At 46.5% G+C, this 21535-nt stretch carries 13 protein-coding genes and 1 riboswitch; of the genes, 2 read left to right on the top strand and 11 right to left on the bottom strand.

The window, feature by feature from the left end:
- Positions 1-583: 583 nt before the first annotated feature.
- The 6 genes from E4665_RS05065 to E4665_RS05040 form a co-directional block, all read right to left on the bottom strand.
- Positions 584-1999 carry a SpoVR family protein gene (locus E4665_RS05065; RefSeq protein WP_135347713.1) on the bottom strand — a complete coding sequence of 472 codons (1416 nt, stop codon included), beginning with the start codon at positions 1997-1999 and terminating at the stop codon, positions 584-586.
- A gap of 191 nt (positions 2000-2190) precedes the next feature.
- A complete protein-coding gene (locus E4665_RS05060) occupies positions 2191-4488 on the bottom strand; it encodes a transglutaminase TgpA family protein (RefSeq protein ID WP_135347712.1) in 2298 nt (765 codons plus the stop codon).
- A 1-nt stretch (position 4489) separates the two neighbouring features.
- A complete protein-coding gene (locus E4665_RS05055; RefSeq protein ID WP_135347711.1) occupies positions 4490-5674 on the bottom strand; it encodes a DUF58 domain-containing protein in 1185 nt (394 codons plus the stop codon).
- Entirely contained in the window at positions 5671-6636 is a 966-nt protein-coding gene (locus E4665_RS05050; RefSeq protein ID WP_135347710.1) for an AAA family ATPase, read from the bottom strand. The genes E4665_RS05055 and E4665_RS05050 overlap by 4 nt, the downstream gene beginning before the upstream one ends.
- A 190-nt stretch (positions 6637-6826) precedes the next feature.
- Positions 6827-8113, bottom strand: coding sequence for a globin-coupled sensor protein (locus E4665_RS05045; protein ID WP_135347709.1), 1287 nt, complete (start codon positions 8111-8113; stop codon positions 6827-6829).
- Between the two features lie 165 nt (positions 8114-8278).
- The gene (locus E4665_RS05040; protein WP_135347708.1) at positions 8279-10138 is read right to left on the bottom strand and encodes an EAL domain-containing protein; all 1860 of its coding nucleotides are present in this window, start codon (positions 10136-10138) and stop codon (positions 8279-8281) included.
- A gap of 63 nt (positions 10139-10201) precedes the next feature.
- Between E4665_RS05040 and E4665_RS05035 the strand changes: the two genes are divergently transcribed.
- Together E4665_RS05035 and metE are read left to right on the top strand one after the other, a co-directional pair.
- Positions 10202-10486 (top strand): zinc ribbon domain-containing protein, encoded by a 285-nt coding sequence (locus E4665_RS05035; RefSeq protein ID WP_206663552.1) that lies wholly within the window; start codon positions 10202-10204, stop codon positions 10484-10486.
- A gap of 213 nt (positions 10487-10699) precedes the next feature.
- Positions 10700-10816: riboswitch (SAM riboswitch) on the top strand.
- Positions 10817-10913: 97 nt separating this feature from the next.
- Positions 10914-13220 (top strand): 5-methyltetrahydropteroyltriglutamate--homocysteine S-methyltransferase, encoded by a 2307-nt coding sequence (gene metE / locus E4665_RS05030; RefSeq protein ID WP_135347707.1) that lies wholly within the window; start codon positions 10914-10916, stop codon positions 13218-13220.
- Between the two features lie 629 nt (positions 13221-13849).
- Here the strand turns inward: metE and E4665_RS05025 are convergent.
- From E4665_RS05025 to E4665_RS05005, 5 genes are all read right to left on the bottom strand, one after another.
- Entirely contained in the window at positions 13850-15283 is a 1434-nt protein-coding gene (locus E4665_RS05025) for a glycoside hydrolase family 68 protein (protein WP_135347706.1), read from the bottom strand.
- Positions 15284-15931: 648 nt separating this feature from the next.
- Complete coding sequence (locus E4665_RS05020; protein ID WP_135347705.1) at positions 15932-16912, bottom strand: LacI family DNA-binding transcriptional regulator; 981 nt, start codon at positions 16910-16912, stop codon at positions 15932-15934.
- A 204-nt stretch (positions 16913-17116) separates the two neighbouring features.
- Positions 17117-18694, bottom strand: coding sequence for a peptide chain release factor 3 (locus E4665_RS05015; protein ID WP_135347704.1), 1578 nt, complete (start codon positions 18692-18694; stop codon positions 17117-17119).
- Positions 18695-18911: 217 nt separating this feature from the next.
- On the bottom strand, positions 18912-20654 hold the full coding sequence (locus tag E4665_RS05010) for a phospho-sugar mutase (protein WP_135347703.1): 1743 nt from the start codon (positions 20652-20654) through the stop codon (positions 18912-18914).
- A 105-nt stretch (positions 20655-20759) separates the two neighbouring features.
- Positions 20760-21428 carry an HAD family hydrolase gene (locus tag E4665_RS05005; RefSeq protein WP_135347702.1) on the bottom strand — a complete coding sequence of 223 codons (669 nt, stop codon included), beginning with the start codon at positions 21426-21428 and terminating at the stop codon, positions 20760-20762.
- Positions 21429-21535 lie beyond the last annotated feature (107 nt).

Below are 21535 nucleotides of genomic sequence, written 5' to 3'. Positions count from 1 at the left end.
CAATTAAAGCCCTTTTTTTGTCATAGATTTAGTGATTGAATAGATTTGTACTAATGATATAAAAAATTCGCAACATTTTAAAGATAATTAAAAAATTTAATCCCATAAATTTAAATTTTAAATGCACCGAAAGTTATAGAAATGCACTTAATTAAACTAAGCACCAAAGATGCAATTTCGGTGCATTAGTTTGATTCGATCTAACTGACGAATGATGACTCTATTACCCAGTCTCCGTCAGTTTCACAGTAAAACTATGCCTTCTCCACTATAAGGACGCAGAAAAACTGTCGTGAAATCTTCGTAAGAAAATAGAAATGGCAATATGAGAAAATAACTTTATTGCTATTGATCAATCCAACAATAAAATTTAACATCGCCAAGAAGCAAACAACCGAAGGAATAAATATCCTTCGGCTGCAGAGGGTGATTGATAATAACAAGGTTCAAATATAAATAAAGATGTGAAGTAATATATCTCCCTTTGTTTGTCGAATATCAGCGAAATTCAACCCATTGTGAGCCGATTTGATCACTTTCTTTGCTGTAAGGTGCAACTATTTGCCCTATAGAAATCTTAAGCCTACTCCTCCACCCTTTTCCTGTGGACCTCGCCGTTCTCGCAGCTGAACAGCGTCAGATGTCCGTCAATAACGGTCTGAAGGTGGACAGCTCTGCCCCAGAGCTGAAAGACATAGTTCAGCACGCCTTCCATGTCCCGGACATCCAACTCGATCCCTTCGTATCGGTGCATGAGCAGTAATTCGCCGTTCTCCCGATAATCCCCGTTCTCCACGACAATGTAAGGAAAACCGCCGTTCACCCGCATTGAAACAAGTTGATCACGGACATTTTCCCAGTCCTTGTCTGTGATCGTGTAATTATCTCCTTTCTTTTCGAAAAGAAAGAGATCTTCGCGCTGGACAAGGTCCTTGCTCAGATAATTACGGATGAATGATTGATCGGATTCCAGTTCGCGGACTTCAAACATTTTTTCACGGCCTGATCCCTCTTTAACCCCGGTTTCAATCATCTCTTTACTCGGGTGATTATACTTTTCTTCAATATCTTCAAAAATTTTAAGACCAAGATAATATGGATTAATGCTCTGCCGGGAAGGTTGAACGACCTGAGCGTTCAGTTTGGCAAACTCAACCGCCTCATCCGAAGTCATGTCAAGTTCACGCATGATGCGGGCATGCCAGAATGAGGCCCAGCCTTCGTTCATGATTTTTGTCTCGAGCTGCGGCCAGAAGTAGAGCATCTCTTCTCTGAGCATGGTTAAGATGTCGCGCTGCCAGTCCTCCAGCTTCCTGCTGTATTCCTCGATAAAGAACAGCAGATCCTTCTCCGGCCTTTTGGGAAATTTCTCTTTAGCTTCTTCTTGCTGTACCTCTTGCGCTTCATCCAGATTGAGCAAATCCTGATAGGCGGAAAGCGGGCGTTTCCGCTTCTTCACAGGTCTTCCGGGTTTATTGTCCAGCCAGTCACCCTTGCGAATGATACGCGGATCCACATGCTCCTGAATCGCCAGAACGGCGTCAATAAACTTTTCCACTTTTTTTCGGCCGTATTGCTCTTCATACTGGTGAATCCGTTCCGCCGTCGCGCTCATGCTTTCAACCATATCCCGACGTGTATTGACAAACCGGACGTTATTCTTGAAAAAGTCGCAATGAGCCAGAACGTGGGCAACGATCATTTTATTCTGGATCAGGCTGTTTGTATTCAGCAAAAATGCATAGCAAGGGTCTGAGTTGATGACTAGTTCATAAATTTTGCTCAGTCCGAGATCATACTGCATTTTCATTTTATAAAACTGTTTGCCGAAGCTCCAATGGGAAAATCGGGTCGGCATTCCGTAGGCGCCAAAGGTGTAAATGATTTCCGCGGGGCAGATTTCATAACGCATCGGGTAAAAATCGAGTCCGAAGCCTTCTGCAATTTCAGTGATCTGATCGATTGATTTTTCGAGTGCTTTTAGTTCTTCGCTTTTCATGCGCCCTAGCATCCTTTCCGGGCCGAATTCTTCTCGGGCCGCTGCTTCTTTTTCATCATATGAACCGGCTCCCCATAATAACACCCTGTCAGGAGACAGAAGACGACAGAAAAAAGGCCCGAAAAATCACGATCAGGCAATTTTTCGGGCCGTAAACTAATTCTGTTTTCTCTTTGAAAAATGGGAGGCAGTCAGTTTTTCTTTTTGTCAGTCAATTGAGCAGCAATCTTCCTGAACAGCATTCCGATTTCAACCTGTTCTTCGTTCGAAATGCGGATCTGGTCTGCATAAACGAGCCGTTCATAATATCCGGTCAGCTGCGTCATATTATTTCCTGAAAGCCTCCGGTCAACCCTTTCGGAGAATTCACGAAGTGTCTGCGTATTTTCGCGTCGTATTCCCATAAATCCTAAAAGTCGGTTCAGGTCGGTATACGCGCTATTAAAAGAATGCACATCTCTGACAGAAACCCTTGACAGCTTTCTAACATAGATCCAGGACAGCCATTTTTTCCGTGTCATAAAAGCGAGTACAGCCGTTCCGGTAATGACCAACACGACGATCAGACCAAAAGTTTTCCATTTATTGTTCGAAGACTTGGCTGTGAATTGCTTCCCTGCGGAATGAGTGACGGCCGCTTTGGTCTTTGCCTGCTGACGGTTCATCCCCGCGCTATTCTGCGTCTGCTTGGTCTGTGCCTGCTGACGCTGCGGTCGGGTTTGCTGCCCGGTTGCGGCTGTGCTTCGTTCCGCAGTGTTTGTCCGACCCGCGGATGATGTTTTTCCATTTCCCTGCGCCGCATTTGTAAACCGGCCTGGATCGGCAAAAGTCGGAGTTGGTTCAAAGCTTACCCAACCGCTCCCAGGAAAATAGGCTTCAACCCATGAATGCGCGTCCGCGTTTCTGATTTCATAGACAGATCGGGACACCTTTTTGTCCCCGACGGTGTCCATGGCTTCCCCGCTGTAAGTGCCGCCTGAAAATCCTTTAACCCATCGTGCCGGTATGCCTGCAGATCTTAGAAGAACAACCATTGATGTTGAAAAATTATCACAGTAGCCGACGCGTGTATCAAAAAGAAATTGATCGACGTAATCCTGATTCCTCGCTGGGCGGGAAACTTGTGTGGTCGAATAGGTGAACCTTGATGACTTCAGATATCTGAGGACGGCCATGACTTTGTCATATCGGTTATTTTCACCGGCTGTAATTCGGGAGGCCAGCGTTCGCACACGGTTGGGCAGCTCTTTGGGCAGCTGCAGATCCTGCTCCCGTACCAGAGGCGGATCCGTTCCCGGTGTTGTATTTCTCAGTGCCTGCAACTGGTAGATCGGCTCAAGATAACTGATTTGTTCCGATTTCGCCCGGCTTTCGTCGCGCGTCAGCACCTGTCCCGCCAACGGATTCATCTTCAGCTGCTTCCCCGGCACGTTGATGGCCGCCAGTTGTCCGATGTAAGGCAGGATCGGCGGGCTTGCCGCTGAAAAAGAAACAGTGGCTGTTTCCTTGGCTACTTTCGTACTGCTTCCATAAAGCGAGAAGGCTCTTTCTCCCGAAGGCTGCATCAGAGGAGAGTAGCTCCCGCCGCTGCTTTCCCAGCCTTTTCCGGTATAGACATCCTTCGAAGCGACACGCCAGTAGTTTGACCCGCCGCTTACATGAGCGGTGAAAAGGACTGTCGAATCCATCCCGAGTGAGCCACCCAGATGGGTATCGTCCGCATCATAACCGATACGCTGGCCTGCCGAAAAAAACGAGCCAGCTGTGTTAACTCCGAGCCATCCCTTATTCTGCAAATATAAAATCGGACTGGGCCACTGCGGACCAGGCTTCGGCCCGGCAAAACCGAGAAAAACGAGCAACAATCCGGCAATGGCCAGCGCGATGATCCATTTCCCGACGGACTGCCGCCCGCGAGCCTCAGAGGTACGACTCCGCATCACGATGTATCTCTGAACGCCAAGAATAAGAAGCCCTGCCGCCGCGACATAGACTATGGATTGCTGCGTTTTGTAATAGGTAAATGTGTCAATCATGCTGAGACTTGTGACTGCCAGGAAGAAGAACATATAGAGCCGTCCCGTTTTCAGCCAATGCGCCACAACAAAACAAACCAGCCACAATAATACGAAAAAGAGGAAAGCACTGAAAAGATCAGACAGATCCGCAAGATCTCCGCTCCAGACTAAAAGAGCATTATCGCCAATAGCCCTGGCAGCCGATAGAATCCACTGAGCGCTTAAATACGGTTCATTTCTGTAAAAATAGAAATGAATGCCGTAGCCGGTCAGAATGACCCCAGACAACCCGATGAGCCAGAGGGGCAGCTGAAAATAGAACAGCAGCACCAAAATGACTAGAAACAGGAATAGAAAGGTTTGACTCTGGAGAATTGTCAGCTCCGTGACTGGCTTCATACATTCCCAAAAAATAAAGATGCCCAGCGCAAGGATCACCGCTCGAAGCCATCGATTTGAAACATTCGGCATATCAAATCCCCGCCTTCAGAATTTTTCCGAAGTCGTCACTAGAAACAATAAAAATTGCGGAAAACAATGAAGCATATCGGCTCACGCTTTCCCCCTGATTGCGGTTGGAAACATAGAACAAGGTCTGAGACAGGCCGGAGGAACGGGCATTTCTGCCAAGCTTTTCAACTATTTCAGGATCCGTACTGACGGCAAAACCCGCCCTTTTTTCCCTGTTTGAGATCGGAACATCGCCGGACCTCAATGCATCTTTTTTTGTGAGTTCCGCAAGCATCAGAAAAGCTTCTGACCATTCTTTCCGGTTATTTTGTCTGATCAGCAGAGTTTGACTAACAGCACCGCAGGTCAGCCGTACGTTAAAATGATTCCGGAGAAGTGTTTGAACAAGTGAGGCTGTAAAAGATACCCCTCTCTCAAATAACTCGTCTGAATCGAATTCGTGTGAAACAAAAACAACGGAAGCCTGACTTTCTCCTTCGGGTTCATACTGCTTCGTTACTAGGTGGCTTGTTTTAGCTGTGGATTTCCAGTCCAGCCAAGACAACCTGTCGCTGGGCTGATAAGCCCGGAGCCCGCTGAACTGAGAAAAATCGGTGTCCTGGGAAAGGGGGTTAAAAGCTTTTCCCGGCCTGTTTTCAGAAAATCCGACAGGCCGCACCTTCGGATAAACAATGATGACGCTCTCGCAGGATATCCTTACCCTTTTACGGTAAAATCCGAATGGATCCTCTGTTTTCAACTCGATGGAAGAGAAAGTATGTTTTCCGCGCTTTATATCAGGAATCGAGCAGGAAAAAGAGGCACGCGTTCCAAGCCACAAAAAAGTGCCGGAAACAGAAGCGCCGGGTCTTGCGTTCCCTTCATCTTCCTCTGCCTCACAGACGGTGACGAGAAAAAAAGGTATCGGAAGTTTTCGCCTCAAAATGATCCGTAGGTGCAGCGTGTCTCCCGCGAATAGTTGCGTATTCTGGATCACCCGCGACGCTATTATGGACTTGAAAGGGTAGAAAAGAAGAATCAAAATGTAACCTGCGACGGGAAGAAAGGCGTAGAAAATAAACCAACTGATGAAGCCGCCCTGAACCATGGCGAAATAGAACATCAGGCCGATGACCAGGAAAATAATCCAAAGTCTTGGAATGCCCTTATTTTTAAAATAGCGGAGCGGTGACAAAAAGCGGCTCATCGGATCATTTCTCTCGTCATTACCGGGATACCAATATGGTCGATAATTTTTTCAATGACTGTTTTAGCCGCCCCTTCCCTGCCTGCTTCATCCTGCCGTAAAATAATACGGTGGGCGAGCACAAACGGAGCGACTGCTTTCACGTCATCAGGAACAACATAATTGCGCTGATCAACGAACGCAAAGGCGCGCGCCGCTTTCAGAAGATCAAGCGATCCTCTCGGACTGACACCCAGATCGATCATCGGATGCTTCCTTGTCGCGATAACAATATCGAGCAGATAATTTTTAACACTGTCAGAAACATAAACACTTTCCGCCTGCCGGCGAAGTTCAAGTATATCCGAAACGGTCAGCACCGGCCTGATCTGCGCCAGCTGGTCCTCACCCGAATGCTTGTCCAAAATAGCAAGCTCATCCGTACGGCTTGGGTATCCCATGGAGAGCTTTAGCAGGAAACGGTCAAGCTGAGCTTCCGGAAGCGAATAAGTGCCTTCGTACTCAATCGGATTCTGTGTCGCCATAACAAAAAACAGATCCGGTAAGGGCCTTGTCACACCGTCCACTGTAACCCGCCGTTCAGCCATTCCCTCAAGTAAAGCGGACTGAGTCTTCGGTGATGTACGGTTTATCTCATCGGCAAGAATGACATTCCCCATTAACGGACCGGGCCTGAATTCAAATTCCCCGTTTTTTTGATTGAATATCGACAGACCGGTAATGTCTGACGGGAGCAAATCGGGAGTGAACTGAATTCGTTTGAATTCAGCGCCAATAGACCGGGCAATCGCACGGACGAGCACTGTTTTCCCTACACCAGGAATGTCTTCGATCAGCACATGGCCCCCAGCAAGCAGCGCGACAGTGATCATCCTGATCGTATTCCTTTTCCCGACGATAACCGTTTCAACGTTTTCAATCATATCCGAAACTAACTGATTTGCAGAAAGGCTCTGAGTCATCGCGTTTCCCCGCTTCACATTAAAATCTGATTATTGAATCAATAATCTTATTGTACAAAAAGGAAGTGTCGAATGCCAACGAATTGATTCTCAAAAAAAGTACAGATAAAGAGAAACCACACGATGATACATTTCGCGTGGTTTCTCTTTTTTCAGTCTATTCAATGCATTTAAACCATTGGCTCATTAGTTATAATTGCTTCATCAGCTGATCCACAGAGCCTGTCAGAGTTTCCGTTCCCTTGCCAAGATGATCGGCAATTTCCGCAAGGGCGTCTACATGTTTATCCGTTTTCTCGGACAACGCGCTGTTCTGTTCAACGGAAGCGATGATCGCATCAAATTTCTGGCCTGTCTGTTTTGATTCACCCATCCCTTTTTCAATGATTCCGGCTGTTTTGGTCAGTGACTCCACAACGTTCATAGTGACTGTCGCAGAATTAGCTGTCAGCTCAGAAATCTGGGCCATCGCTGTATTGGTTTCCTCTGCCAGTTTCCTGATTTCCTGTGAGACAACCGTAAAGCCTTTCCCATATTCTCCGGCTCTGGCGGCCTCGATGGCGGAATTAAGGGCAAGTATGTTTGTCTGCTCCGAAATATCCTTGACAAGAGCGGTCACGCGTCCGATTTCTTGTGACGAATTTTCCAGATTTTCGACCATCTTGCCCATTTGCTTCACTGAGCTGCTGGCATCATTGACCTGAGCAAAAAGCTGCTCCAGCTGAGCCTTGCCTGCTGATGCCTGCACTTTGGCATTTCGGGTTTCTTCGTTGCCCTGCCGCACCATTTCTCTGACCTGAGTAAAGCGTTCAAGCAAATTGCGGACGGATTCATGAGTCTGAGAAGACAACTGCGTCAGATTGCCGCTAACGTGTGCAATTGCCGATCTCAGATCGTCACGGCCTTCCTCGAATTCTTTTTTCAGATTTTCAGCATACTCCGCTTCATAAACTTCAAGCACAATTTGCTGCTCCAGGCTGATTATCTTGTTAATCGCATGAATCAGGCGTTCTTCTGCAACAGGATCTTTGACCATCCGGAACACGATTTGCACCAGGCTTGATTGGAGGTTCTGAAATGTTCCCATATAATAGGACGGGGTCAGAGCTATTTTATAATGCATCTTCCCCACCCCGGTCCGTTTTGCCAGGAAAGCGGCATCGATCGTGCCGGAAAAGAAATCCATTACATGCACGGCAAGTGTCTGGCTCAGTTTTTCAACTGAGCTGTAGCGGTCGATGATCTTTTTGAGTTCGTCAATCTGATAGAAGCTGGCATAGAACTCTTTCGCAATCTTTCCGATTTCTTCCTTGACATAAGGCTGCAGCGTTTTAAGCAACTGCAGATCATAAACTGTGAGATCAAGCATTTTAAGCTTGTTCAGAGTCTTCGGATCATTGACTTTAATCGCGGCTTTTTCAGACTTTGCCCGTTCTAACCATTCCGATACCGATTTCTTTTTTCTGTAAAAAGCCAAATTTTATCGACCTGCTTTCTTTTCAAGTGGATCTTTTTTTACTGAATCTGATATTAGTATAGAATAACATCTATCCTATAAAAGAGCAGGTACGAACGCTCCCTTTCATTATCACGAATAATCTGCTAAAAAGGTATGTCAAAATCATGACAATTATCCCGGGTATTATGAAGGAAAAAGGTATTTCCGCTTAAACTCAGCTTCAGATAAGGGTCTGCTGTAGTAATACCCCTGAATAGCTCTGCACCTGCAGTTTTCAACTGTAGCCAGCTGTTCTTTCGTTTCAATGCCCTCGGCAATGACTTCAATCCACAAATTTTCCGCCATCGTCACAATAGCGGCAACAATAGCCTGATCCCTTTTATTTTTTTCAATATCACTAATGAACGACCGGTCGATTTTAAGACGATTGATCGGAAGGTTTCTCAGGTAGCTGAGCGAACTGTATCCCGTTCCAAAGTCATCCAGACTGATGCCTATACCTAAATTTCTGATCTCACCTAAGACGTTTCTCGAATGTTCCATATCATCCGCCATCATGGACTCCGTTATTTCCAGATTAAGATACTGAGGGCTGAGCCCGCAGGAATCAAGTGCATTCTTTATAAAAGTGACCAGGCGGCTGTCACGGAACTGGCGGAAAGACAGATTGACTGAAATCGGTATTTTTGGTCCTCCCGCTGACTGCCATGCTTCCATTCTGCTGCACGCTTCCTTCAGGACCCATGTGCCGATTTCGCCAATCAGACCTGTTTCTTCGGCAACCGGAATAAACTGTTTCGGAAGCATCAGCCCATTTTTCGGATGACGCCAGCGGACCAGCGCCTCTACACCAACCAGCAAGCCATCTTCCGGCCTGATCTGCGGCTGATAAAACAGTTCGAGCTGATCATTGGCCAGGGCACCGGGCAATTCATTCTCAATCCGTATCTTGTTCAGAAGCCACCTGTGAAGCTCTTCGTTGTAAAAAAAGTAACTGTTCCGCCCCTTTTTCTTCGCTTCGCGCAGTGCGGCATCCACACTCGCAATCATCTGGACGCTGCTTCTGCCGTCGTCGGGGCAGACAGCAACCCCGATACAGTAACTGCAGAAAATTTCATTCCCCTCTATGATAAAGGGTCGGTTCGATGTCTGAATCAACCTCTCAACAATGTAGGCAATTCCCCTGCGATTCATATTTTCATTGTTAATCACAACAAATTCATCACCATCAAGCCGAAAAAGGAGCGTCCTGTAGTTTTTCAGGACATTCTGCAGTCGTTCGGCCACTGCCTGGAGCAGCAAATCTCCTAAAGTCCGCCCGAATAATTCATTGGTGATCTTAAATTCGTCAATATTTATTTTCAGAAGTGAGAAGGAGCTTTCATTTTTCTCACAAACCCGCAGCACTTTCTCTAGAGATTCTTCCGATTTCCTGCTGTTCGGGAGCCCCGTCAATGGATCATGGTAGGCCCTGAAACGCATGATCTCCTCTTTCTGCTTTTCCGCCTGCAGCTTAATCGTCCAAAGTTCATCCAGAACAAGTTGCTGCTCCAGGCTGATCATCCTGTCAAGCGCCCCGGTCAGTGCCTCGCAGCAGGCACGGTCTTTCACGTGACTGCGGATGTGTCCGGTAAGCACCTGTCTCGAAAGATGAAAGAAGGCTACGAGACACGAGAATTTAAGATCATATTTACGAAACAACTGTGCGCTACCGATACACTTTTTCAGGAACGTCGCGTCCAGTGATCCACTAAAAATCAGGTGCAGCTGTTCAAGACAGATTTTTTTCATTAACCCCGCAGATATCCGTTCAGTGAGGGATGTTACCTTAGGCAGCGCGTCAATCATTCGGATCATTTCTTCAGTAAGACTGTTAAACTGCGGTTCTGCATCTTTCCTTGCCCACTTCAATAGTTTCAGATCCGTAACAGTCAAATGAATCAGCTTAATCTGCAGCTGTACATTTTCATCCGGGCAGGAAATTGTTGCCTCTTGTTTGTCCACATGTTCTCGCCAGAGTTTCTGGTTCTCGCAACTTCTCATTCTGAGCTCACCTTCGCAGATCTACGGGATCACCGGTGCCCTCCCGCTGAATTAATTCAAAACATGATACTTTCTTTATCGGCAAAAAAGCGGTTCAAATTTATTAAAGGTTGCCAGCGGAGAAAACTCGAGCTCCGGCGGCAGCTCATCTATAAGTGTGCGTGGTACGGTAAAGAACTCAAGCTTGTGAATCCGTACAAAACGTCACAGCTCTGTTCCATGTGCGGGTATGACGATGGAAAGAAGCCCCTCAATGTGAGAGAATGGACCTGCCCGCAATGCGGCACGCACCACGACCGGGATGTCAACGCAGCGAGCAATATCAAGCAGCTCGCTTTTGGTCGTTAAGCAGCGAGCCGGCGGGTTCGGGACGAGCCCTGGTAAAAAGCAGTGGCCTCTACTTCAGCATTTTTGAAGCAAGTGAGCTGTGTTCCCAGAAGCTTGGCTATTCATAGCCGAGTAGTTCACATCGTTAGATCGCAAGCTATCTTTAATTAAATTGACGAACAATCTGATTCGTGTTAAAATTTTTTTAAATTAAAATTGTATTTAATTTGTTGACTCTTATTGAGAGTGGCGGAGGGACTGGCCCAATGAAGCCCGGCAACCTTTCAGTTCTTTGAAAAAGGTGCTAATTCCAGCAAATCTTCCGAATCCGGAGGCTTTGAAAGATAAGAGGGTGCGGATAATTGATCGAGCCTCTCTTACAATTAAGAGAGGCTTTTATTTTGCCTCTCTGTGGAACGATGACTGATAAAAACAGGAGGATGGAGAAATGGCAAAAGTGCTGAGCGCAAACCTCGGTTATCCGAGGATCGGCGAAAAGAGAGAATGGAAAAAAGCCCTTGAACAGTTCTGGGCGGCAAAAATTTCAAAAGATGAATTTTTGGAAACAATCAGGGGACTCAGGCTGAGTTATCTGAGAAAGCAGAAGGAAATTGGCGTGGATCTGATTCCTGTCGGAGATTTCAGCCTGTATGATCATGTACTGGATACCGCTGTCTTATTCGGATTAATTCCGGAACGGTTTGATAAAGGTGAAAAAGAAATTTCGCTCGAAACTTATTTTTCAATCGCGCGTGGAAACAAAGATGCTGAGGCATCAGAAATGACCAAGTGGTTCGATACAAACTACCACTACATCGTCCCGGAAATCAGCAATGAAACAAAACCCCGCATTACGGAAAACAGGCTGCTGACCCTTTTCAATGAAGCAAAACAGGAACTCGGAATCACAGCCAAGCCGGTGATTGTCGGCCCGGTAACATTGCTCAAGCTCTCCAAAGGCTATGACCGGAATCATTTTCAGACATTGCTTGATTCCTTGATCCCCCTTTATATCCAGGTGCTGAGTGAATTAAAAAATGCGGGAGCCGAGTGGGTGCAGATCGACGAGCCGATTCTTGCGAAAACTTTGCCGTCTGAAGATGTCGCCGTTTTCCAGGATGTTTATCAGGCGATCAAAGAAGGCGTCCCGGATCTGAAGCTTCTTCTGCAGACTTATTTTGAAGCCGTTGATGATTATGAAGAAGTCATCAAGCTTCCGGTCGATGGACTCGGTCTTGATTTCGTTTACGGCAAGAAGGCCAATCTGGAGGCAATCAAAGCCTTTGCATTTCCTCAGGATAAGGTGCTTGCCGCCGGCGTCATTGACGGCCGTAACATTTGGAAGAACAATCTGGCCGCAACTTTTGCTGAGCTGGAAACTCTGCTTGCTGCGGTAGGCGGAAGGGATAAACTCTGGGTTACCCCTTCTTCCAGCCTGCTTCACGTTCCTGTCACTGTTGCCAGCGAGAAGGAACTGGACCCTGTCCTGAAAAACGCGCTGTCTTTTGCGGACCAGAAGCTTTCCGAAGCCGTGACACTGGCAAAGGGACTGAATGAAGGCAAGGACTCGATCGAGGTTCAGCTAGAGAAGAACCGCGTGGATCTGGATGCGCTTCAACAGTCAGCACATCGGAACAACAAAGAGGTTCAGAAGGAACTGAATCATCTGGGCAGCGATCTGCCGACCCGCCCCGGTTCCTATAAATTGCGCCAGCAGATTCAGGAAGATGCTTTCCATCTCCCGCTTCTTCCGACAACCACCATCGGGAGCTTCCCTCAGACTCAGGAGGTCCGGCAGGCACGCCGTAATCTGCGGAGAGGTGAATGGACGAAAGAACAGTACGATCAGTTTATCAGGAATGAGACGGCCAAATGGATCAACATTCAGGAGGACATCGGAATTGATGTACTTGTTCATGGAGAATTCGAACGGAACGACATGGTCGAATACTTCGGTGAAAAGCTGGCCGGATTCGCCTTTACGCGCTTCGGCTGGGTACAGTCGTATGGCTCGCGCTGCGTCAAACCACCGCTGATCTTCGGAGACGTTGCGTGGACCGCACCTCTGACCGTTGAAGAAAGCGCCTATGCCCAGTCGTTGACCAGAAAGCCGGTCAAGGGCATGCTGACGGGGCCGGTTACAATTTACAACTGGTCTTTTGTCCGCAATGATATCAGTCAGGCTGATGTCTTCAACCAGATCGCACTCGCCCTGAGAAAAGAAATTCACGCGCTTGAGGAAGCGGATATTCGGATGATTCAGGTCGATGAACCGGCGCTGCGCGAAGGGCTTCCTCTGAAGGAGGAAAAGAAAGCCAATTACCTTCACCGTGCTGTCTACGCTTTTCGCCTGGCGACGTCATTCGTTAATAATGACACCCAGATTCACACGCATATGTGTTACTCGGAATTTGATGAAATTATTGAAGCGATCGACGCACTGGATACCGATGTCATTTCAATTGAGGCTGCCCGCAGCCACGGCGAAATTATCTCGACTTTTGAAGACTTTAAATATAAAAAGGGCATTGGCTTGGGCGTCTATGACATCCACAGCCCGCGCATTCCAAGTGTCGATGAAATGAAATCCTACGCCGAACGGGCGCTTCAAGTGCTCGATCCGAAAATTTTCTGGATCAACCCGGACTGCGGCCTGAAGACCCGTCGGCCGGAAGAAGCCATCCCAGCATTAAAAAATATGGTCGAAGCCGCTCAGGAAGTCCGGGCGGAACTCGGAGACAAAGTCGGCAGATAAAAGAGTTAAGGTAACACAGAAAGGGCCGCGGCTGGTTTTAAAACTGCGGCCCTTTCTAGCAATTGAAAACAATCTTGATAAAACAGGGAATTTAATAAAGAACCCGGAAAAAATATCCAGGTTCTTTATTGTTTAGAGGAAATTCTAAACTAAGCAATTCCGCAGCAAACATGGATTGTGACATTGTGATGTAGCAAAAAGATAAAGCATTTAAACCGCTGGCCGGTAAAATCTCGAATCCGGCTGGTAAATTGGCGATTGCGGCTGGTAAAGTACCGAATCCGGCTGGTAAATTGGCGGTTGCGGCCGGTAAAGTACCGAATTCGGCTGGTAAGCCATTTCATGAGCTGTACTCAAGGCGGTATTTACCTTGATCTGTACAAAATTTCAAACTCCCTGTTCCATTTCATCTTGATTCAGTGTGATTGATTAAAATTTCAGTGCAAATTTACTGCAATTCAGTACGACTCGTTCTTACTCAACTATTGCGCTGTTCCCGTCTTCTTTGTTCCTAACAACCTATCGTATTTTTACCTCATGCTGTAGCGAAAAACTTATACTTAAGCTAAAAAGAATGCCGACGCTGAGTCGACATTCTTTTTATTAATTCAAATCTTAGCTCTTATTGATTATTTTGTCAGTTGCCCTTGCGTGAGGATGCCATTCGGTACAACCGATGTTTTCGGTCCCTGGATTTTCAGCAAGAAGCTTGGTGCAAAGGTCGAATGGTGATCCGCGAAGAATCCCCTGTTCGTCATATAACTGGTGACGACGGCTTCGTTACTGTTCGCCTGAGGAATGGCGAAGTGTGAATAGGTCCAGGTAATGTCATTTGGATCAATATTCTGGTGAAGCACAAGTCCGGTTCCGTTTAATGGCTTGTACGGTCCGGTCAGTGAATTGGACCAGAATCCTAACATATAGACGTCCCCGGCCCCTATGCCGTTAATCGTCATTTTCGCTCCTCTGGAATCCGTGAACAGATACCATTTACCATTCAATTTAAACACATTGGCACGTTCAATTTCATCGGTTACGGTATTCGAAGTAATCAGTGGCGGCAGCACTTTTTTAACTGTATAGTCATTGTTCAGTTCGACAATGCCTAACGCGCCGTTTGCCAGCGAAGCAAGCTGTTTTGCAGGACTTTGGAGCAGGCTATTTTTCTCGACTTGGTAGAAGGCTTCACTTCCGCCATAGTACGCTTTATTGTATAGGGAGTTATCGCCTTGATATCCGTCGGCTGTTCCCGTGTTGGATTCAAAAACAATGTATTTGTGCCCATTATCTTCGACGTAGTGAGGATCTCTCAGCGTATGATTATCACCAGAGCTGAACATGCCTTCTTCATGGAACTGCTCAATATTTTGATAGATTGAACCGTCTCCACCATTAAAGATCGACTTATGATCCTCTACACCATCAACTTTAAGCGTATCTGCATCTGGCTGTGACAGGTTAACTTGTGACGTTGTCAATACCTGGTCGCTGTCACCCGTTCCCCCGTCTTCAGGGGCACCGGAGAAATCTGTATAGAACAGGCGGACCTTGCCATCACTCGTTAAAGTAGCTGAACCCGACCATTCCTGAGTCTGATACTTCAGGTACGGATCGCCGGGTACCAGCTTATCCGCATCTGTAAATACTCTACCGGCGTTTTTCCAGCTGGCAAGCGATGTATCCCCGGCTTTTTGGTAAAATAGATAAATATGTGTATCATTTCCATTGCTTGGGTCACCCGCCAGGGCAAAGACAATATGATATCCGCGATAATTGGCTACAGTACCGTCCGCATTTTGCAGAGGCCAGCTGTCCCACACGTCAAGGCCTCCTGCGGCAGGGATATTTTGTATCGATGACGGATCAAATTTAGGTATACTAAATTGGGCGCTATTTTGTTGTGAAGGTATTTTCAACATGTCATAACGAGTAATATGGGAAATCCCATATGCGTTATTATAGTCTGTGCTCTCTTTGGCAAATGTCTGGGTAGCTCCGCCCAGCAGCAACGACACAGTAAAAGTTGCCGCCATTGCATGTTTGACAATCTTATTGATATTCATCCTATTCGCCTCTCTCATTGATATTTACTAGGGTTAAAACAAAGAGTTAATGTGTCCACACTTGTCCCCTGCATTCTGTTGCTGAAAAGAACAGCAATCGGAGCAGAATCGAAATCCGCTTAAATCACCTCCATCTGCGGTTTTCAGCATTCGAAAATGCGGAATAATGAATGTTTTTGTTTGGATTTTCCTGCCTCGAATGAACATAGAAACATATGCAACCGGTTGACATACTAAGAATAAAAGAAATTCACCCTACTATTTCAAAATGTATATTATATTCACACACAAACAGGTCTATTGTCACAAATGAATTTATCCCACTATTGGCATGCAGGTTAATAAAAAACAGGAGAAAATCAGCATTCAGGTAGATGAGGGCATGCAGAGAGTCCTTGGCCTTCCGACCTATGAACAGAACCGATACTGATGCACCTATAAAAGAACATTCTGATGGTACAGAATAAACGATTGATCTGTTCGGTGGATCAATGTTGCAGATTAGATCGGGGTAAGACATGAAATGATTAAAAAAAGGGGATTCAATAAACACTTCAAATTTTTTCGAAATAATCGTTCAATTTCGAATTAAAGAGTAAGTCAAGAAAAATGCAATAAGCACTCTGTTCCCACGAATCCAAATTAACCTTAAGTTGTTTCCCCCTCAATCAATTGCACGTCAAAAACATAATTGTCCGCGCTCACATTTTCAATTTGATCGATTAATAACGCGCACAGCTTTTTTCCAATTTGGTCTATGGGCTGTTTTATGGTCGTCAGGATGGGGTATTTAAGCATTCGTGTAAAGTTGTGATAGTCATAACCCACAATCTTTAATTGTTCCGGGATTCTTATCTTGGCTTTTGAGGCAAAGACATAGAGCGTATAAGCGATGATGTCGTTACTGCAAAAAACACCGTCAAATTCTCTTAAGTGCGGTGCGACTTCATTTTTTATAAAATTCCAATTGTCTTCAAAAGTTGCTTTAACATAGGCCCCTTCAATGATCTTGTAATCGATTCCGAACTTGGCGCAAGTCTCCCGAAAAGCATCGGCTCGCCTGTTCGCCAGTAGATCAGAAGTGAGCGGGCCAGAAATATGGAGTAATCTGTGACAATTTTTGTTAATCAGATGCTTTGTTGCCATAACTCCTCCCCGATAATTGTCACTCGCGACATAAGGAATCGAGGACGAAATGATTCGGTCAAACGAAACAATAGGCATTTGGACTTTCCGGTAGGCATCGACATTCAGGGAATGGCTGCACATGATCAATCCATCGGCTCTGTGCTGTCTGAGCATATCCAGATATTCTTTTTCTTTCTCTGCATCCTGAAGGGAATTACACACAAGAATTTTATAATTTCTGTCACTGGCGAAGGCTTCAATAAAATTGATCAATTCTGCAAAAAAAGGGTGGCTGAGATCGGGAACAATGACTCCCAGAACGTAGGAATGTTTTTTAAAAAGCGCGCGAGCGATCTGATTCGGCTGATAATCTAACTCTTTTATGGCTTCTTCAATTTTTTTTCGAGTGTCTTTGCTAATGTAACCCCTGTTGTTCATTGTTCTGGAAACGGTTGTTACTGAAACACCCGCCTTTTTTGCGACGTCTTTGATATTTGCCACGCTAACACCCTTTTGAAAGACTTATTTTTCTCATTTTATCATAAGAAATACACGTTTCAGAGGTAATTCCTTATTCTCCTGCGATTTTAAATCGTTTTCAGCGAGCTGGAAGACGTGAAAAAACATGCTTTTTCACGAATCTAAAAAAAAAAAGACTAAAACAGAAGAGACGAAGCAGCACTGCTCCGTCTCCTGTTATTATTTTCACATATTATGACTTGAATCCCGCAATTCAATCTTCGGATTTTTCTGCTGAAACCAGCGCAGTGAGAAATCATTCTCAAAAATAATCACCGGCCGATCCTTGTAATCGACGACAACAAGGTTATTCGAATTACGGCGCAGCTCTTCGGCGTCAGCTGGATTTGCGATCCATTTGGCCACCTGATGCGGCATCCGCTCAATGTCCAGATCCACACCATATTCCGCCTGCATCCGGTAAACAAACACATCGAACTGCAGTGTGCCGACGACACCGAGAATCGTTTCCTCATACGGTGTCTTGTAAACCTGGATCGCGCCTTCCTGGGCGAGCTGGCTGACACCTTTCAGGAAATGCTTCTGCTTCATCGCGTTTTTGGCCCGGACTTTAGCAAAATGTTCCGGCGAGAATTGCGGCAGAGCACCAAAGTTGAATGTATCTTTTTCATCGCAAACAGTATCACCAATTTGGTAAAAGCCTGTATCATAAAGCCCGACAATGTCGCCCGGATAAGCCTCATCAATCAGTTCACGGCTGTCCGCAAAGAATTGCTGCGGCTGGGCAAGCTTCAGTTGCTTACCGGTTCTATCAAGATATACGGTCATCCCTTTTTCAAAGGCTCCGGAAACGATCCTCAGAAAAGCGATACGGTCGCGATGGGATGGATTCATGTTGGCCTGAATTTTAAAAATAAAGCCTGAAAAACGCGGATCATCCGGCTGAATCATTTCCGCACTCGATGTTCTCGGCTGCGGATCCGGCGCCATTTTCAGATAATGCTCCAAAAAGGTTGGCACACCGAAGCTTGAAATGGCGCTGCCAAAGAATACCGGTGTCTGCTTGCCTGCCTTGACCGCCTCAAAATCATAGGAGCTTCCCGCTTCATCAAGCAGCATCAGGTTTTCCTCCAGCTGGCTGAGGGTGTAATCATCAACCTGACCCTTCAAAATGTCGGAAAGTTCGTCAACCTCCCCAAGATCCTGAACCTGGCGTTCGCGTTTTTCATTGTACCATTCAATCTTGTGCTCCTGTCGGTCATAAACACCGCGGAAGGACTGCCCCATGCCGATCGGATAATTAATCGGATAGGATTCGATACCGAGCACATTTTCAATCTCTTCGAACAGCTCCAGCGGATCGCGCCCCTGACGGTCAAGCTTATTGATGAACGTAAAAATCGGAATGCCGCGGTCACGGCAGACTTTGAATAATTTAATCGTCTGGGGTTCCACACCCTTCGCCGCGTCAATGATCATGACCACGCTGTCTACGGCCATCAGTGTCCGGTAGGTGTCCTCGCTAAAATCCTGGTGCCCGGGAGTATCCAGGATATTAATTTTATAGCCATCATATTCAAACTGCATCACACTGGAAGTGACTGAGATTCCCCTTTTTTTCTCCAGCTCCATCCAGTCCGAGGTGGCAAACTTTTCCGCTTTTCTTGACTTAACGGCACCGGCTGTCCGAATGGCCCCGCCCAGCACAAGCAATTTTTCAGTCAATGTTGTTTTTCCCGCGTCCGGGTGGGAGATGATCGCAAATGTGCGCCGTCGCTTAATTTCCTGCTGTAACTTATTCATTTTTTCCTCCTGAACCTGCTCTAAAAACAAATGAACCTTAAATGATCATTTTAGCCAAGAAAAGGGCACCCGCTGCTTGTCACCGGGCAGAATAAAAATTCTGCCGGACAACTGAGCCATAGTCACACGCGAATGCCCTTCTTAAAGTCTATTCATATTATAAACAAAAATAAAAGATAATGTTAAGAGGTCCGTCGATCCATCCCGTGGAAGTAAGTTATTTGCTTACTAATCCATGCACGCGACTCATGACTTCTGTTTTCAATGCGGTGAATTTCTTGTCGCGCTCTGCTTCGTCCACGCCCTGAACGCCGAAATAGAACTTGATTTTCGGCTCTGTACCTGACGGACGCAGGCAGAACCAGGAACCGTCTTCGAGTTTATATTTCAAAACATTTGAAACCGGCAAAGTGATCGCGGATTGGCTACCGGTTTTAACATCTGTAGTGACGGATTGCTCATAATCTTCAATCACAGCAACCGGCACGCCGGCAACCTCGGCAGGTGGCTGGCTGCGGAAGTCATTCAGTATCGCGTCAATTTCTTCCTTGCCCTGAATGCCCTTCAGTGTCAGCGATTCGAGCCCTTCTTCAAAATAGCCGTATTTTTTATAGATATCCTGGAGCGCGTCGTAAATTGATTTGCCCTTGGATTTATAATAAGCGGCCACTTCCGCGGCAAACACGGATGCCTGCACCGCGTCCTTGTCGCGGACAAAGGAACCGATCAGGCAGCCATAGCTTTCCTCATAGCCAAAGAGGAAGGTATGTGCGCCGTTCAGCTCGTATTCGTGGATTTTTTCTCCAATGAATTTAAAACCGGTCAGTGTGTCGACGGTCGGAATGCCATATGCGGCTGCGATCGTGCGGCCGATTTCCGAGGTCACAATGGTTTTGACCACAATGCCGTTGTCAGGCAGCAATCCCTTTTCCTTCCGCTGTTCGAGCAGATAGTCCAGAATGACGGCCCCGGTCTGGTTACCGGTCAGAACCGTATATTCACCCTGGTCGTTCTTAACCGCGACGCCCAACCGATCTGAATCCGGATCAGTGCCGAGCAGAAGATCGGCGTCAAGCTTCTTGCCGTATTCAATCGCGATTTTAAAAGCGGCGTGCTCTTCCGGGTTCGGAGATTTAACCGTTGAGAATTCCGGATCCGGTTCGGCCTGCTCCTGAACAACCGTGACATTTGTGAAACCCCAGTTTTTCAGACCATTAACGACTGGATGGTAGCTTGAGCCGTGTAACGGCGTAAAGACGATCTTCAGATCTGAGCCGACTTTTTTGATCACGTCCGGGTTCAATGACAATGTCTTCAGTTTTTCCTGATAGGCGTCATCAACGTCCTTGCCGACCACCTCGAGAAGCCCCTGCTCTTTCAGCGCCTGCTCATCACCAACTTTGACATTCAGCTCATCCTCAACGGAAGCGACAAAGCTGATGACTTCGTCCGCTTCAGCGGGAGGAAGCTGACCACCGAACTGGTCATAAACCTTATAGCCGTTATACTGCGGCGGATTATGGCTGGCAGTGATCACAATGCCTGAAAACGTATGAAGATACCGCACCGCGAATGAAAGCACCGGCGTCGGCCGAAGCGAATCGAAAATAAAGGTTTTGATTCCGTGCGCGCCAAGTGTTTTGGCTGCTTCCAGCGTGAACTCAGCAGAAAAGTGCCGTGGATCGTGCGCAATCACAACCCCACGCTTGACTGCCTCCTCACCGGCATTAAGAATGAATCTGGCCAAGCCTTCAGTCGCTTTCCTGACTGTATAGATATTGAGCCGGTTCGTACCCGGTCCGATTTCACCGCGCATGCCACCGGTGCCGAATTCCAGATTCTTATAAAAACAGTCTTCCAGTTTTGCCGGATCATCGGCAATTGCTTTAAGCTGTTTTTTCAAGTCCGGATCAAGCTTATCTTCAGCCTGCCATTTTTCATAAACTGTTTTCCAGCTCATCATCTTCACTCCCATTAACTTAACGATCTATCCCACTCGTCTATTCCTATTATATAACAAAATTTAAAAGAGCGCTGTCATTCATTTCGCCTGCAGGATCGGCATTTATTTATTTTCGGCAGGCGTGAAAAATCGCATCAGCTTAGTCAGCGACACGTCCTGAAGGGAATTAAAACAACCGTCAACATGACCAAACGGCATCTGCTTGGTCACCGCATTGGGAACGACGATGCAGTACATTCCGGCTTTCTTCGCAGCAAGCGACCCGTTAAAGGAATCTTCAATGGCGATCGCTTCCTTCGGCTCCACCTGCAGGCTCTGAAGGGATTGAATGTAAAGGGCCGGATCAGGTTTCACTTTCTGAACATCATCCCATGACTTGATGCTTTGAAAATAATCGGCGAGGCCGAGACGTTTCAGATGCCTCCGCGGCCAGTCTCCCTTCGAACTTGTAGCGAGCCCGATTTTTAGTCCGAGCTCCGATGCCTGGCGGAGGACCGACTCGACACCTGGCAGAACATCTTCTCTATCCACGAGTGTATTAAAAAGCTGATTGCGTTCCTCTAAGAAAGATTCCCTGTCAATTTTAACATGGCCGTTTTCTTCCAGATATCGGATGGAATCAAAGCCATGCTGCGTGCCGATGGCTTGGCTCCACACACTGAGCGGAAGATCCACGTGGTATTTATGGAACATCTTCTGCATCACCAGATACATAATTCTCTCGCTGTCGAGAATGACACCGTCGAAATCAAATACAATCGCTTTTATCATTTTTTACAACCCTTCTGCGTGGTCTCAGCTATTATTCTAACACGGTTGATCCTTTTGATAGGGGGCAAATATCATAAATATTTTTAAATTGGAAAGCCATTACGGAA

Source organism: Sporolactobacillus shoreae (assembly GCF_004684935.1).
Taxonomy (GTDB): Bacteria; Bacillota; Bacilli; order Bacillales; family Sporolactobacillaceae; genus Sporolactobacillus; species Sporolactobacillus shoreae.
This window is presented reverse-complemented; position numbering and strand designations above follow the sequence as displayed.